Here is a 14,252-nt window from a genome sequence, read left to right as displayed (position 1 = left end):
TTTCCCGCGCCTTTTTCCTTTTGAGACAACCCCGTCCTACTGGACGGACTCGCCGTGCAAAGCGATGTCGAGGCCTTCAATCTCGGCCTGCTTGCTTGGCCGCAGACCCATGACGGCCTTGATCACGTAAAGAATAATCGCGGTAGCGATCGCCGTATAGACAATCGTGATGGCGGCACCGAAGAACTGCTTACCGATGGTTGCACCTTCGCTGGCCGGGTTGATTGCCGCGTCGGCAAACAGGCCAGTCAGTACGGCACCGACAAAGCCGCCGACACCATGGACGCCAAACGCATCAAGCGAATCGTCATAGCCGAGCGCGTGCTTGATCTTCACGGCAGCCACATAGCAAACCACACCGGCGACGATGCCGATGATGAGCGCGCCCATCGGGTTGACGAAGCCGGCGGCGGGCGTGACGGCGACAAGGCCTGCCACCGCGCCGGAAATGATGCCGAGTACGCTTGGCTTGCCCGCAATCGCCCATTCCACGAACATCCAGGCCAGAGCCGCACCTGCAGTTGCAACCTGGGTGTTAAGCATAGCTATGCCAGCGAGCGCATTGGCGCCAACAGCGGAACCAGCATTGAAGCCGAACCAGCCGACCCACAGAAGAGCTGCACCGATGACCGAGAGAACAAGGTTATGCGGCGCCATGTTGGTATGGCCGTAGCCGTCGCGCTTGCCGATAATAAGGGCGGCAACCAAACCAGCGACGCCGGCATTGATATGAACCACCGTACCGCCGGCAAAATCAAGCACGCCATCCGACGCCATGAAACCACCGCCCCAAACCCAATGCGCAACCGGGATGTAGACGATGAAGAGCCAGAGGGTCAGGAAGACCAGCATGGAGGAAAACTTCATTCGCTCGGCAAACGAACCGGCTATGAGCGCGGGCGTAATAATGGCAAAGGTCATCTGGAAGGTGATGAACACATATTCGGGGATCGTTCCCGTCAGTGATTCCATCGTGACGCCCGAGAAGAAGGCCTTGGAAAGACCTCCTATATAAGAGTTGAGCGATCCACCGTCGGTAAAAGCCAGCGAGTAACCTGCGACCATCCACAGAATGGACATGAGACAGGTAATGGCAAAGCTCTGCATTACAGTGGACAGCACGTTCTTCTTGCGCACCATGCCGCCATAGAAAAGTGCGAGGCCGGGTATGGTCATCATCAACACAAGCGCGGTTGAAGTCAGCATCCACGCCGTATCGCCCGTATCGAGGGTTGGTGTCGGTGCGGCGTCTTGTGCCATTGCCGTCCCGGCCATGGCGACGAGCGCAGGCAAGGTAGCCAGAAGGGCCGTTTGCTTGTTTCTTCCTGTTATGAGCATCGAATATCTCCGTCGAAGGGCGGCTTCAAACGCGGCTGCGCTGGAAAAACCGGTTCAAACAGAGAGAAACAAAAATCGTGCCAGTTGGCCCCGATCAGCAAATTAACTGCAAATTTTCTGATATTCGACGTGCCGAATGCGTAAATTCCGGGCCGTTGAAGAGATGCCTCCGCTGCAATTTCGAACCCAATGATACCTTAAGTGATTCATTCGATTCGGTTTTTGCACCACGGGCATTCCGCTAACCGGCAGATAGATGCCCTATTTTTAATCGATAGGCCGACGGTCGATTAAAATTTAATCAACTCTTTTCGTCATGGACACGGATCAGTCCTTCCTGTGCGACCGATGCGATCAGCACGCCGTCGCGCGAATAAAGCGCGCCGCGGTTAAAGCCGCGCGCACCGGACGCACTCGGCGTATCCTGCGTATAGAGCAGCCAGTCATCAAGCCTGCACGGCCGATGAAACCACATGGCGTGATCAAGGCTTGCAACTTGCAAATCACGGTCGAAAATCGTGCGGCCATGTGGATGCAAGGACGTATCAAGCAGCGTCATGTCAGAGAGATAGGCGAGAATGGCGGCCTGCAGCGCCCGGTCATCCGGTACGATGCCCCGCGCCCTAACCCAAACATGCTGTGCAGGCTCGAGCTTCTCACGCGAAAAATAATGGGTCAGCGACACAGGCTTGATCTCGATTGGCCGTTCCCGCTCCCAATACTTGCGGACATTGGGCGGGGCCATATGGAGATATTGTTCCTTGATATCGCGATCACCGACAAGCTGTTCGGGCATTGGCAGCCCTTCCGGCATAGGAAGCTGGTGATCAAGTCCGCCTTCATCCACCTGAAACGAGGCCGACAAGGTGAAAATGGCCTTGCCATGCTGCTTTGCCAGAACACGCCGTGTGCTGAAGCTCGATCCGTCGCGAATACGATCCACCTCATAGACGATCGGGAGCGCCGGATCACCCGGACGAACGAAATAGGCATGCAGGGAATGGACATGTCGCTCGTCTTCGACGGTGCGTTGTGCAGCGATCAGCGCTTGCCCAATCACCTGCCCGCCAAAAACTCGCTGCCAGCCGACCTGAGGACTGTTGCCGCGAAACAGGTCCACCTCAAGCGTTTCGAGGTCGAGGGTGGAAAGAAGCTCACGCATTGCGTCGGTTTGAGCATCTGCGGACTTTTCTTGATCGGTCATGGACAGCCTGTCTCCTGCAACCATATATATGCTTTGGGTTCATGTTTGAGCCGGAGCGTTGGAACCTGTCAAGAACCGTGCGGTAAAAGCTGTATTGGCGGAGGCCCGGATACCTCCCTTTGGCGACTCGCGTTCCGATAGGCACCGCGGCAAAATATCGGGTTTATTGGACCACGATATATGCCAAAACAGCGCTTGTGAGATGGATTCTCGAAAGGAAATGATAATGGCCGCCCGAAAGAAGCAGGAAGCAGCACGCGATAACGATGTGGTGATTGCAGGCGGCGGCTATGTCGGCCTCGTCACGGCAGTTGCTATCAAGTCGGGGGCCCCGCATCTTTCCGTTACTGTCATCGACGGTGCACCCGCCGGTGCCTGGAGGAACGATCCGCGAGCTTCCTCCATTGCTGCAGCCGCATCGCGCATGCTCGACAAACTCGGCTGCTGGCAAGAGATCGTTGCCGACGCGCAGCCGATTACAGAAATGGTCGTCACCGATTCCCGTACCTCTGATCCAGTTCGCCCGGTCTTTCTGACCTTTTCAGGCGATGTGAACCCCGGCGAACCTTTCGCACACATGGTCGAAAATCGTGTACTGAACACCGCCCTTCACAAACAGGCCGATGAGCTTGGCATCACCTTCATCGAAGGCGTGAGCGTCGAGAACTTCGAAACCAATCCCGAATCCGTCATCGTCAAACTGGCAAATGGCGAAACGCTCATCACACGCCTGCTGATTGCTGCTGACGGTGCAAAATCACGCCTGCGTGACATTGCCGGCATTAAAACGGTTAACTGGGACTATGATCAGTCCGGCATCGTCTGCAATGTTGCACATGAGCGTCCGCATGGTGGCCGCGCGGATGAACATTTCCTGCCTGCTGGTCCCTTTGCCATCCTCCCGCTCAAAGGCAATCGCAGTTCGCTCGTCTGGACAGAACGCAGAGCCGATGCTGAACGCCTGATCCGCGAAGATGATTTCATCTTCGACGCCGAACTTGAACAGCGTTTTGGCCATCGCCTTGGCGCGCTACACGTTGAAGGCCCCCGCCGCGCGTTCCCGCTTGGCCTGACACTGGCGCGAGAATTCGTAAAGCCACGCTTTGCTCTCGTGGGAGACGCAGCCCACCGCATTCACCCGATTGCCGGTCAGGGACTGAACCTCGGTTTCCGGGATGCAGCAGCCATTGCTGAAGTCATTGTCGAAACGGAACGTCTCGGCCTCGACATTGGTTCATTTGCAGCGCTTGAACGCTATCAGGCCTGGCGCCGTTTTGACACCGTGCAAATGGGAGTAACGACTGACGTGCTGACCAAGTTGTTCTCCAACGACAATCCCGCAGTGCGCACCATTCGCGACATAGGCCTCGGCCTTGTGGATCGTGTGCCAAGCCTCAAATCCTTCTTCATCAAGCAGGCTGCCGGTCTTTCGGGCGATACGCCGCGTCTTTTGCAGGGCGAGGCGATTTAAATCTGGAAGCTTGGGGAAGCTGCCCTATCTGGTTGGTAGGAACCAATCAGGAGGAGCTTCCCAATGGACAGAAAAGCAACCGCAGTCTGGAAAGGCACACTCAAGGAAGGCAAAGGCACGCTCAATACGCAGAGCGGAGCGCTCAAAGATCTTCCCTATGATTTCAAGGCGCGCTTTGAAGACGAACGCGGCCGCGCAGGCACCAATCCTGAAGAACTTTTAGGGGCAGCGCATGCCGGTTGTTTCGCCATGCAGCTTTCAGCGCTTTTGACAGAACACGGCACACCGCCGGAGAAGCTTGAAGCAACAGCGGCTATCAGCATCGGCCCGGCTTCGGGTGGTGGTTTTGCAATCAGCAAAAGCGCAATAACGCTCACAGCCACAATCCCCGGCATTGAAGAAGCTGATTTTGCGGAGCTGGCAAAAAAAGCGAAGGAATCCTGCCCGCTGTCCAAGGCACTGGGTGCCATTGAAGTAACATTGGACGCCAAGCTGGTTTAATCAGAGCGCATTCCGAAAAGTGTGAAACGGTTTTCGGAAAAAATTCGTGTTAAAATAGATAGTTAGATCGCATATCTTATCAGATATGATCTATACTTTAAACCTATTTACTTAAAACATAATCTTATTAATATTCATTGCACTCCACACGAATTAAAATATAAGCAAAATCATTTTTAATAGGAAAATATAATGCGAAAAAAGTCAGTTATTTTTGCCGCCATTACTGTTAGTTTATTAGCACATTCTTTCGCTATAGCTGAGACAGCCCATACTCAAACAGTAAGGCAGATGCTGGATAAGACACAGCAAAAAGTCGGAACAGGCGCATTCACGGCATCTGATTATAAGCCAGGCACAATCCAGCACATTGTTTTGTTCAAATTCAAAAAATCAGTTACCGCGGCGCAAATCAGGGATGTCCGCCAACGTTTTCTGGCCTTGAAGACTGAGGCCAAAAGAAATGGAAAGCCCTATATCAAGCAGCTTGAAGCAGGGGCCCAAAGCAGCGGTGAAGGAGCAGATCACGGCTTACAGGAAGGCTTCATCGTAACCTTCCGTTCTGAGGGTGACCGTAATTATTATGTGGGATCGCCTATTGTGACCAATTCCAAGTTCTACGATCCCGCCCATCAGAAATTCAAAGACTTTGTCGGTCCGCTTCTCGCGGAAAAGGACGGGGTAGTTGTCTTCGATTTCAAAGCTCAGACAAAATAGACCCAATCACTCTGGAAGGTGGCAGACGGCCTCAATATTGTGCCCGTCAGGATCAATGACAAAAGCCGCATAATAATCGGGATGATAGTGCTCGCGGATTCCCGGTTTGCCATTATCACGCCCGCCTGCCGCAAGTGCAGCCTCATAAAAACGGTCAACCTCGGATCGCGTGCCCGCTGAAAAGGCCACATGCAGCACGCCTTCGAGTTTGGCTCCCTTCTGCTTGCCGATCCAGAATTCCGGCTTGCCATTGCGGCCGTACCCCACCCAGTCGCCAAACTCCATGGCGCGGGAAATGCCCAATGGGGCAAGCGCTTCATCATAAAACTTGCGCGACTTGGCCATGCTGGAAATGTTGAAACCGATATGATCGAGCATAGTTGCCCTGTCTCCGATGAATCTGTTCTTCAATGAGATATCGGCGCTTTCCCAAAGATCAAGCCTGCGACGAAGCAACCGCGTCCAAATAAAAAAGGGGAAGGTATGAACCTTCCCCTTTTGATCTTTGGTTCGGTATCGCGATTAAACGCGGCGCTCGACCATCATCTTCTTGATTTCGGCAATCGCCTTGGCTGGATTCAGACCCTTCGGGCAGGTCTGAGCACAATTCATGATCGTGTGGCAACGATAGAGCCGGAACGGATCCTCGAGATTGTCGAGGCGTTCACCCTTGGCTTCGTCGCGGCTGTCGATCAGCCAGCGATAGGCCTGAAGCAGCACGGCAGGGCCCAGATAACGGTCGCCGTTCCACCAATAGCTCGGGCACGAGGTCGAGCAGCAGGCGCACAGAATGCACTCATAAAGACCATCAAGCTTCTGACGGTCCTCATGGCTCTGCAGCCATTCCTTCTGCGGCTCCGGTGAAACCGTCTTGAGCCAAGGCTCAATGGAACGGTGTTGGGCGTAGAAGTTGTTGAGGTCCGGCACAAGGTCCTTCACCACCGGCATGTGCGGCAGCGGGTAGACCTTGATGGCGCCCTTGATGTCGTCCATACCCTTGGTGCATGCCAGCGTATTCGCGCCGTCGATATTCATAGCGCAGGAACCGCAAATGCCTTCACGGCATGAACGGCGCAGCGTCAGCGTCGGATCGATCTTGTTCTTGATATAGAGCAAGCCGTCCAGAACCATCGGGCCGCAATCATCGCGGTCGACATAATAGGTGTCGATGCTCGGATTGGCGTCGTCGTCAGGAGACCAGCGATAGATACGGAATTCGGTGACCCGCTTCGCACCATCGGGACGCGGCCAGGTCTTGCCCTCTTGCGGGCGCGAATTCTTGGGAAGTGCGAGTTCAACCATTGCTCTTTCCCTTGATTAGTAAACGCGCTTCTTCGGCGCAATCTTGGCGAGGCTGATGCCGCCTTCCTCTTCCGTCGTCAACGGATCAAGGTGGACGGGGCGATAGTCAAGCTTGACCTTCCCATCCGGCGACAGCCAGGACAGGGTATGCTTGCGCCACTCGGCATCGTTGCGATCCGGGAAGTCCTCATGCGCGTGGGCGCCACGGCTTTCCTGACGCGCTTCGGCGGAAACAACCGTCGTCAGCGCGTTGGCCATGAGGTTTTCCAGCTCGAGTGTTTCGACAAGATCAGAGTTCCAAACCATCGAACGGTCGGTAACCTTGATGTCCGGCAGCTCTTTCCAGAGCTTTTCCATGCGCTCGACGCCCTGCTTGAGCGATTCCGACGTACGGAACACAGCGGCATCTTCCTGCATCGTGCGCTGCATCTTTTCGCGCAGTTCTGCGGTCGGCTGTGAGCCATTGGCAAAACGCAGACGATCGAAGCGTTCCATGATCTTGTCGCAAGCATCGAGATTGAGGTCAGGGATCTTCGACTTGCGGTCAATGACCTGACCGGCGCGGATTGCAGCCGCGCGACCGAACACCACGAGATCGATCAGCGAGTTGGAACCAAGACGGTTTGCACCGTGCACAGAAGCACAGCCTGCTTCGCCAACGGCCATCAGGCCCGGCTGTACGCGGTCGGGATCGGCTTCGGTAGGGTTCAGCACTTCGCCCCAGTAATTGGTCGGAATACCGCCCATATTGTAGTGAACGGTCGGCAGAACCGGAATCGGTTCCTTGGTCACGTCGACGCCTGCGAAAATCTTGGCCGACTCGGAAATACCCGGCAGGCGTTCATGCAGAACAGCCGGATCGAGATGGTCGAGATGCAGGAAGATGTGGTCCTTGTTCTTGCCGACGCCACGGCCCGCACGGATTTCCATCGTCATGCAGCGCGAAACAACGTCACGCGAGGCAAGGTCCTTGGCCGAAGGGGCATAACGCTCCATGAAACGCTCACCTTCGGAATTGACCAGATAACCACCTTCGCCGCGAGCACCCTCGGTGATCAGGCAGCCCGCACCATAGATGCCGGTCGGATGGAACTGTACGAATTCCATGTCCTGTAGCGGCAGACCGGCACGAGCAACCATGCCGCCGCCGTCGCCGGTGCAGGTATGGGCAGAAGTTGCCGAGAAATAGGCGCGGCCATAGCCGCCCGTCGCCAGAACCACCATCTTGGCGGAGAAACGATGGATCGTGCCATCATCGAGGTTCCACGCCACGACGCCGGTGCACACGCCATCCGTCATGATGAGATCAAGCGCGAAATATTCGATAAAGAACTGCGCGTTGTTTTTCAGCGACTGGCCATAGAGCGTATGCAGGATCGCGTGACCGGTACGGTCAGCGGCAGCGCATGTGCGCTGAACCGGAGGACCGTCGCCGAAATTCTGCATGTGGCCCCCGAACGGGCGCTGATAAATCTTGCCTTCTTCCGTACGCGAGAAAGGCACACCATAGTGTTCCAGTTCGTAGACGGCGGCAGGCGCTTCACGCGCCAGATATTCCATCGCATCGGTGTCGCCAAGCCAGTCCGATCCCTTGACGGTATCGTACATATGCCACTGCCAGCTATCCGGGCCCATGTTCTTGAGCGAGGCGGCGATACCGCCCTGTGCGGCAACCGTGTGCGAACGGGTTGGGAAAACCTTGGTGATGCAGGCCGTCTTCAGACCCTGCTCAGCCATGCCGAGTGTTGCACGTAAGCCCGCGCCACCGGCGCCGACCACCACCACATCGAACTTATGATCAACATAAGTGTATTTGCTTGCCACAGCGGCATTGGCCGCATTGTTTACTGCACTAGCCATCGGGCTATCAACCTCCGAAGCTCAGCTTGAGGATCGCAAAGATGCAGGCAAAGCCGACCACCGCCGTAAAGAAGGTGTTCAGCATCACCAGCACGACCTTCATGCCTTCGCTATGCGCATAATCTTCAATAATGACCTGCATACCAAGACGCATGTGATAAACGCCGGTCAGAATGAACAGCGCCATCACGATTGCTGTAAAGGGATGCGACAGGGCAGCCCGGACTTCCGCATAGCTTGCGCCATTGAGCGAAATGACAAGGCCGATGAAAAACATAACCAGCGGCACAAGAGCGACGGCGCTCAGGCGCTGATACCAGAAATGACCGGTACCTTCCTTGGCCGATCCCAGACCGCGAACCTTGCCGAGTGGGGTACGCATATCATTGTTCATACTGTTCATGAAACCAGCTCCCTTAGCGCACCGAATAGGCAACAACCCAGACGAGGATCGTGGCGATAACGGAGAAAACGACAGTCGCCCAGGCAATCTTGGAAGCCGTGTGCTTCTCAAGTCCAGCGCCCGTATCCCAGATCAGGTGGCGAACACCACCGGCCAGATGGTGCAGGAGTGCCCAAGTATAGCCGAACAGGATCAGGCGACCGATCCAGGACGAGAAAAATGTGTTGACGAAATTGAAGCACTCTTCGCTGACCGCAGCCGAGATCAGCCAGGCCGCCAGCAAAAGGGTACCGAAATAAAGGGCGCCGCCCGTAATTCGATGGACGATGGACATCGTCATCGTAATGACCGGCTTGTAGATGGACAGGTGCGGCGACAAAGGACGCTGGCGCGTTACAGTCGGTTGTGTCATGGCTCTGTAGGCTTCCCTGACGTTTCTCTCCGGCCACACCCCGCAGACGAAGATCAGCGAAGCAGCCAGATGACGGATTCTCTCGAACCCCAGTTCGACGTCGACCAAAGCACAGAGAACCGGACTTTACGATTCCGCGCCGGTGCGACCCAACAAATATGGCTGGGCCGTGGCGTACGGCCCTATGTGGCGCTTTCTACTGCGCTTTTACCATCACGTCAAAGAAGCTTTTTCACGAAAAGACTAACAATTGGTCGCACCTGCACGACACATTCGCGTGATTGCGGCATTCAAACGATTGAAGACCGCAATCGGCAAAAACATGTGTAATTTCATCTACTTTTGAGAAATCGATTAATTGCCGAATCGAATCACATAGCTCGACCAGTCGGCAGCCGTGGCAATCTGTTCGTAGAGCTTGCGCCCGTCTTCCGGCACGCGCGGTGCGTTGAGCACCAGCTTGGACCAGCTGCGCTCTTCAGCCTTATCGGCCAGCACGTCGATCAGCGCCTTGGCTATGCCCTTTCCGCGATGATCGTGATGTACATAGATATGGTCCACTTGTCCTGCACGCAGGCCCGTCACAGGTTCGGGCAGATCGTAGAAGATCACGAAGCCGACCAGATTTCCATCGACCCTGGCCCCCAAAGTTTCCGCGGCACGATCCTGAAGCAGGTGCTCGGCATAAAAATCATCAGGGCGGCGTGGAGCACCACGCTTCAGCGCCTGCGCATAGCTTGCCAGCAGCGGCGCGAATTCGTGGGCATCGCGCAGATGGAGGAGCGCAATATCGACGGCATGATCTTTGGTCATTGGACGTTCCTTGGCGTTTCCAGCTCCTCCGCACGCGCCCTGCGAAGCAGTAGTGCACGGGAAGACCGGTTCGATTTTAGCCAGCACCGGTGACAAAGGTAAAGAAAGAGTTAAACTCATCCTCATTCTCTTTGGAATCATGCACGACGGAGTTCGATCAACGATGGCAAAACGCGAACGAAAGATGCTTGGCCTGATTGTCGTCAGTGCTCTTGCGCTGACCGGTCCCGCGCTTGCCGAAGGAGCGATGCGCTCTATCGATGCATCAGGAAATCTCGTTATCCAGATGCCGGATAACGGCGCCAAGATCATCCTTGTCGGCCAGGCGCAGAAGACCGTTTCGTCCCTGCCGCAGCGCATCAGGGTCATTTCTGCTCCACGCGCTAATGCCGTCGCCTATATCGTCGCCAAGCCCAACAGCACCTGCGAAAGCGCAGTCGTGCTGCGAGGACGCTCTTTCGTGTATGGGATCGACCGAGGACAAACGCCGGTTCTCGACCACGCAGGATGCAGCTATCGATAAGATCGGTTCAACGCCCGGCCTTTGAACGGAATTCAACCACGTTTTCGTCCATCAGTATCGGCAGAGCGCTGCGGACACAGTTGCGTCCACCTTTCTTCGCTTCATAAAGCGCCCCGTCGGCCCGCTTGTATAGATCGGAAAACACATCGTCGAATTCCATTTCCGCGATACCGAAGCTCGCAGTGAATTCAATCGCGCCATTCATGCCGGGAATATGGATGTCGCGGCAGACAAGGCGGGTCTTGTCCGCAAATCGCCATGCGGACTGGATCGTGTTGCCCGGCAGGATGATCGCGAATTCCTCGCCGCCTATACGCGCGGCAATGCCCCCCTTTGCAGTCGCCGCCTTGTGCAACTCAGCAGAGAAAGCAGCGATGACACGATCTCCCAGCGCATGTCCATGCGTGTCATTAATTGCCTTGAAGTGATCAATGTCGCACAGAACAAGCGACAGCGCTTGCCGCATGCGTTTCGATTTTTCGATAGCAGCTTCGGCGCGAAACTCGAACCCGCGACGGTTGAGCAGCGCCGATAGCTGGTCAGTTTCGGAGCGGATCAACATATTGGCGATCAGTTCGCGCATGAGGCTCAAGAGCAAAAGCAGCCCACCCGCAACGGAAAGAGCGGCACCAATAGACTGCGAGAACATTGCATAGGTCGTATCGATATAGTCTCCGGGTTCAGCCCCTGTCCCTCCCGACAGAACGGCGATGGCGGGTTTGAACAGAAAATGGACCGCACTAAAGCCGAAAAGCACCGCCATTAGCGTGTCGATGCCGTTGCGATCCACCCGCAGGATCAGCCGCACCGCGAGCAGCAGCACAAGAAAATAGGGTGCCTGATAAAGCACCATGCCGATCATCCGGCTGCGGGCAATGTCATATATGCCGTAGACGACTGGAAGCGACATAATCGTCAGTAGACCGAGCGCGATCCATGGTACCGGCTGAACATACATTCGCGCGAGACCGACGACCAGACAGGACAATGTCAGGTAATACGCCGAAAAGGCGAGCATGTAGCCGAGACGGGGGTGGGGAATGGTGGGCATGGCAAGCTCTGTCAGGAAATAGAGCATTGCGAAAATGAAGCCGATGGCGAAGACAGGCGCTGCCGCATTATCCCGCGCATAAACGGCAATACCGAGAAATGCGAAAGCAAACAGACCGGAAACGGTCATGTTGATCAGGAGTATAAAATCCGCTCCATTCATCGACGCTCTTCCCCACGCTGGCTGTCAAAGGCTTCCGGACACTAGAGCCCCGCGCGCCCTAAGGACGCACAAAGGACGTTCTAAACCCTTGAATCTACGCATCGTGCTTTCTGAAAATCCGTTCCGATTGTCAGGCCGATGCTGTGGCCACCCATTCCTCCTTACAATCAAAGCGTGAAGAAGCCGCTAATGTACATCCAAAGAAAAACCGCCGGGATGAACCGGCGGTTTAATCTTTTGAAAGCACTTCAATAGCGCTTTATCTGGCATGAAGCCTTAGTTCCATTCGCGAATGTCGACGAAATGTCCGGCAATAGCAGCGGCGGCAGCCATGGCTGGCGACACAAGATGCGTGCGGCCCTTGAAACCCTGACGACCCTCGAAATTGCGGTTCGAGGTGGAAGCGCAACGTTCACCCGGCTTCAGGCGGTCATCATTCATGGCGAGGCACATGGAGCAGCCCGGCTCGCGCCAGTCGAAACCGGCTTCGATGAAAATCTTGTCAAGACCTTCGGCTTCCGCCTGCTCCTTCACCAGACCGGATCCCGGCACGATCATGGCGTTTACACCAGCAGAAACTTTCTTGCCTTCCGCCATGCGCGCGGCATCGCGCAGATCTTCGATACGGCCGTTGGTACAGGAGCCGATGAAGACGCGGTCGATCTTGATGTCAGTCATTTTGGTGCCAGGCTTCAGGCCCATATAATCGAGCGCACGCCACTTGGATGCACGTTTGGTCTCGTCTTTGATCTCATCCGGGTTCGGAACAACATCGGTAACGAAAACCACGTCTTCCGGCGATGAGCCCCAGGAAACGACCGGCGAAATCTTGGCAGCGTCGAGCTCAACGATTTTGTCGAAATGCGCGCCTTCATCCGAATGCAAGGTCTTCCAGTAGGAAATCGCCTGTTCCAGCGCTTCGCCCTTCGGTGCCCGCGGCTTTCCCTGCACATAGGCGAAAGTCGTTTCGTCCGGTGCGATCAGGCCTGCGCGAGCGCCGCCTTCAATCGACATGTTGCAGACCGTCATGCGGCCTTCCATCGACAGGGAGCGAATGGCATCGCCCGCATATTCGATCACATAGCCGGTGCCGCCGGCCGTACCGATTTCGCCGATGATAGCGAGCGTGATGTCCTTGGCGGTGACGCCGGGAGCCAGCTTGCCATTCACACGCACCAGCATGTTCTTGGCCTTTTTCTGGATCAGCGTCTGCGTTGCCAGAACATGTTCCACCTCGGAGGTTCCGATACCATGCGCCAGCGAACCGAATGCGCCGTGCGTGGAGGTGTGGCTGTCGCCGCATACGATAGTCATGCCCGGTAGGGTGAAGCCCTGTTCCGGCCCGACGATGTGCACGACGCCCTGACGCTTATCGCGCTCGGAATAATACTCAACGCCGAAATCAGCGGCATTCTTGGCCAGAGCCTCAACCTGAATGCGGCTTTCCTCGTTCTTGATTCCGTTGATGCGATCCGGCGAGGTCGGTACATTATGATCGACAACAGCCAGCGTACGCTCTGGATGGCGCACCTTGCGGCCAGCCATGCGCAGGCCTTCAAAAGCCTGCGGGCTTGTCACTTCGTGCACAAGATGGCGATCAATATAAAGGAGGCAGGTTCCGTCTTCCTGCTGATCCACTACATGGTCGTCCCAGATCTTGTCGTAAAGTGTACGCGGCGCGCTCATTGCGAGAGGTCCTTTGAATAGTTCTTAACTTTGGCTGTCATATGCACCCGCCGTCACATTTCGTCAAGAAACTGAAACCGCAACAGGGTGTCGCAGTAACAATCTTACAAAATATCGGCAGAATTATGCCACATGTTACGCAGCCAGTAGCGTTTGGCAAATAAAAAAGGCGACCCAAGGCCGCCTTTTTCAAACAAAACACTGTGAAACTTATTCCGCAGCAGCCTTGGCAGCTTCAGCCTTGGCAGCGGCAGCCTTGTCGGCTTCGCGCTCGGCCTTGGTACGGTTGTCTTTCTTTTCAGCGATACGTGCAGCCTTACCGGTAAGCCCACGAAGGTAGTAAAGCTTCGCACGACGAACCTTACCGCGACGGACGAGTTCAACGCCTTCAACGATCGGCGAGTAGACCGGGAATACGCGCTCTACGCCTTCGCCGTAAGAAATCTTGCGAACGGTGAAGTTTTCGTTGAGGCCAGCGCCGGAACGGGCAATGCAGACGCCTTCGTATGCCTGCACGCGGGTGCGCGTGCCTTCGGTAACGCGAACCTGAACGCGAACCGTGTCACCCGGCTGGAAATCTGGAAGCTTGCGCTTTTCTTCGATCTTTGCTGCCTGTTCGGCTTCAAGCTGACGAATGATATCGGTCATCGTCTGACTCCTTCTGTATTCTTCTCAAACGGTCAGAGCGCTCTGCACTTGCCGCCAAGCAATCCTTGGCCCTGCGGCTATGCCTTCAATTTCAGGCAGGAGCGGTACACCATTTATTGGTTTACGGACGTCTCGGGCTTTGCCCGAACGAGTTGTTGCAC

Annotated in this window: 15 protein-coding genes; 4 read left to right on the top strand and 11 right to left on the bottom strand. The window is 55.6% G+C overall.

Features of this window, described 5'->3' with window-relative positions:
• Positions 1-36: 36 nt before the first annotated feature.
• Both FJQ48_RS08840 and tesB read right to left on the bottom strand, forming a co-directional pair.
• Positions 37-1,338 (bottom strand): ammonium transporter, encoded by a 1,302-nt coding sequence (locus FJQ48_RS08840; protein WP_139974808.1) that lies wholly within the window; start codon positions 1,336-1,338, stop codon positions 37-39.
• A gap of 301 nt (positions 1,339-1,639) precedes the next feature.
• Positions 1,640-2,542 carry an acyl-CoA thioesterase II gene (gene tesB, locus FJQ48_RS08835; protein WP_139974807.1) on the bottom strand — a complete coding sequence of 301 codons (903 nt, stop codon included), beginning with the start codon at positions 2,540-2,542 and terminating at the stop codon, positions 1,640-1,642.
• Positions 2,543-2,768: 226 nt separating this feature from the next.
• On the opposite strand from tesB, the gene FJQ48_RS08830 reads away from it, so the two are divergent.
• The 3 genes from FJQ48_RS08830 to FJQ48_RS08820 all read left to right on the top strand — a co-directional run bounded on the left by FJQ48_RS08830 (position 2,769) and on the right by FJQ48_RS08820 (position 5,231).
• Entirely contained in the window at positions 2,769-4,013 is a 1,245-nt protein-coding gene (locus tag FJQ48_RS08830; protein ID WP_139974806.1) for a ubiquinone biosynthesis hydroxylase, read from the top strand.
• A gap of 63 nt (positions 4,014-4,076) precedes the next feature.
• On the top strand, positions 4,077-4,514 hold the full coding sequence (locus FJQ48_RS08825) for an OsmC family protein (RefSeq protein ID WP_139974805.1): 438 nt from the start codon (positions 4,077-4,079) through the stop codon (positions 4,512-4,514).
• Positions 4,515-4,706: 192 nt separating this feature from the next.
• Positions 4,707-5,231 (top strand): Dabb family protein, encoded by a 525-nt coding sequence (locus FJQ48_RS08820; RefSeq protein ID WP_139974804.1) that lies wholly within the window; start codon positions 4,707-4,709, stop codon positions 5,229-5,231.
• A gap of 6 nt (positions 5,232-5,237) precedes the next feature.
• Here FJQ48_RS08820 and FJQ48_RS08815 read toward each other — a convergent pair whose 3' ends face one another.
• From FJQ48_RS08815 to FJQ48_RS08790, 6 genes are all read right to left on the bottom strand, one after another.
• Positions 5,238-5,609: a VOC family protein gene (locus FJQ48_RS08815; protein WP_139974803.1), complete on the bottom strand. Its 372-nt coding sequence runs from the start codon at positions 5,607-5,609 to the stop codon at positions 5,238-5,240.
• 144 nt (positions 5,610-5,753) lie between these two features.
• Positions 5,754-6,533, bottom strand: coding sequence for a succinate dehydrogenase iron-sulfur subunit (locus FJQ48_RS08810; RefSeq protein WP_104755034.1), 780 nt, complete (start codon positions 6,531-6,533; stop codon positions 5,754-5,756).
• Positions 6,534-6,548: 15 nt separating this feature from the next.
• Complete coding sequence (sdhA, locus tag FJQ48_RS08805; RefSeq protein ID WP_139974802.1) at positions 6,549-8,393, bottom strand: succinate dehydrogenase flavoprotein subunit; 1,845 nt, start codon at positions 8,391-8,393, stop codon at positions 6,549-6,551.
• Positions 8,394-8,400: 7 nt separating this feature from the next.
• Positions 8,401-8,796, bottom strand: a complete 396-nt coding sequence (gene sdhD / locus FJQ48_RS08800; protein ID WP_139974801.1) for a succinate dehydrogenase, hydrophobic membrane anchor protein — start codon at positions 8,794-8,796, stop codon at positions 8,401-8,403.
• A 13-nt stretch (positions 8,797-8,809) separates the two neighbouring features.
• Positions 8,810-9,208: a succinate dehydrogenase, cytochrome b556 subunit gene (gene sdhC / locus FJQ48_RS08795; RefSeq protein ID WP_139974800.1), complete on the bottom strand. Its 399-nt coding sequence runs from the start codon at positions 9,206-9,208 to the stop codon at positions 8,810-8,812.
• A 354-nt stretch (positions 9,209-9,562) separates the two neighbouring features.
• Positions 9,563-10,021 (bottom strand): GNAT family N-acetyltransferase, encoded by a 459-nt coding sequence (locus FJQ48_RS08790; RefSeq protein ID WP_006470954.1) that lies wholly within the window; start codon positions 10,019-10,021, stop codon positions 9,563-9,565.
• A gap of 163 nt (positions 10,022-10,184) precedes the next feature.
• On the opposite strand from FJQ48_RS08790, the gene FJQ48_RS08785 reads away from it, so the two are divergent.
• Positions 10,185-10,544 carry a hypothetical protein gene (locus FJQ48_RS08785; RefSeq protein ID WP_180350161.1) on the top strand — a complete coding sequence of 120 codons (360 nt, stop codon included), beginning with the start codon at positions 10,185-10,187 and terminating at the stop codon, positions 10,542-10,544.
• Between the two features lie 7 nt (positions 10,545-10,551).
• Here the strand turns inward: FJQ48_RS08785 and FJQ48_RS08780 are convergent, their stop codons facing one another.
• From FJQ48_RS08780 to rplS, 3 genes are all read right to left on the bottom strand, one after another.
• The gene (locus FJQ48_RS08780) at positions 10,552-11,757 is read right to left on the bottom strand and encodes a GGDEF domain-containing protein (protein ID WP_139974799.1); all 1,206 of its coding nucleotides are present in this window, start codon (positions 11,755-11,757) and stop codon (positions 10,552-10,554) included.
• Between the two features lie 276 nt (positions 11,758-12,033).
• Entirely contained in the window at positions 12,034-13,443 is a 1,410-nt protein-coding gene (leuC, locus tag FJQ48_RS08775; protein WP_139974798.1) for a 3-isopropylmalate dehydratase large subunit, read from the bottom strand.
• A gap of 210 nt (positions 13,444-13,653) precedes the next feature.
• The gene (rplS, locus tag FJQ48_RS08765) at positions 13,654-14,091 is read right to left on the bottom strand and encodes a 50S ribosomal protein L19 (protein ID WP_006467977.1); all 438 of its coding nucleotides are present in this window, start codon (positions 14,089-14,091) and stop codon (positions 13,654-13,656) included.
• Positions 14,092-14,252 lie beyond the last annotated feature (161 nt).

Origin of the sequence: Ochrobactrum sp. CGA5 (assembly GCF_006345815.1) — a bacterium.
GTDB lineage: Bacteria > Pseudomonadota > Alphaproteobacteria > Rhizobiales > Rhizobiaceae > Brucella.
This window is presented reverse-complemented; position numbering and strand designations above follow the sequence as displayed.

Coding starts and splice junctions, on each gene's coding strand:
- FJQ48_RS08840 (WP_139974808.1), bottom strand. CDS start 1,338: ATGCTCATAACAGGAAGAAACAAGCAAACGGCCCTTCTGGCTACCTTG.
- tesB (WP_139974807.1), bottom strand. CDS start 2,542: ATGACCGATCAAGAAAAGTCCGCAGATGCTCAAACCGACGCAATGCGT.
- FJQ48_RS08830 (WP_139974806.1), top strand. CDS start 2,769: ATGGCCGCCCGAAAGAAGCAGGAAGCAGCACGCGATAACGATGTGGTG.
- FJQ48_RS08825 (WP_139974805.1), top strand. CDS start 4,077: ATGGACAGAAAAGCAACCGCAGTCTGGAAAGGCACACTCAAGGAAGGC.
- FJQ48_RS08820 (WP_139974804.1), top strand. CDS start 4,707: ATGCGAAAAAAGTCAGTTATTTTTGCCGCCATTACTGTTAGTTTATTA.
- FJQ48_RS08815 (WP_139974803.1), bottom strand. CDS start 5,609: ATGCTCGATCATATCGGTTTCAACATTTCCAGCATGGCCAAGTCGCGC.
- FJQ48_RS08810 (WP_104755034.1), bottom strand. CDS start 6,533: ATGGTTGAACTCGCACTTCCCAAGAATTCGCGCCCGCAAGAGGGCAAG.
- sdhA (WP_139974802.1), bottom strand. CDS start 8,393: ATGGCTAGTGCAGTAAACAATGCGGCCAATGCCGCTGTGGCAAGCAAA.
- sdhD (WP_139974801.1), bottom strand. CDS start 8,796: ATGAACAGTATGAACAATGATATGCGTACCCCACTCGGCAAGGTTCGC.
- sdhC (WP_139974800.1), bottom strand. CDS start 9,208: ATGACACAACCGACTGTAACGCGCCAGCGTCCTTTGTCGCCGCACCTG.
- FJQ48_RS08790 (WP_006470954.1), bottom strand. CDS start 10,021: ATGACCAAAGATCATGCCGTCGATATTGCGCTCCTCCATCTGCGCGAT.
- FJQ48_RS08785 (WP_180350161.1), top strand. CDS start 10,185: ATGGCAAAACGCGAACGAAAGATGCTTGGCCTGATTGTCGTCAGTGCT.
- FJQ48_RS08780 (WP_139974799.1), bottom strand. CDS start 11,757: ATGAATGGAGCGGATTTTATACTCCTGATCAACATGACCGTTTCCGGT.
- leuC (WP_139974798.1), bottom strand. CDS start 13,443: ATGAGCGCGCCGCGTACACTTTACGACAAGATCTGGGACGACCATGTA.
- rplS (WP_006467977.1), bottom strand. CDS start 14,091: ATGACCGATATCATTCGTCAGCTTGAAGCCGAACAGGCAGCAAAGATC.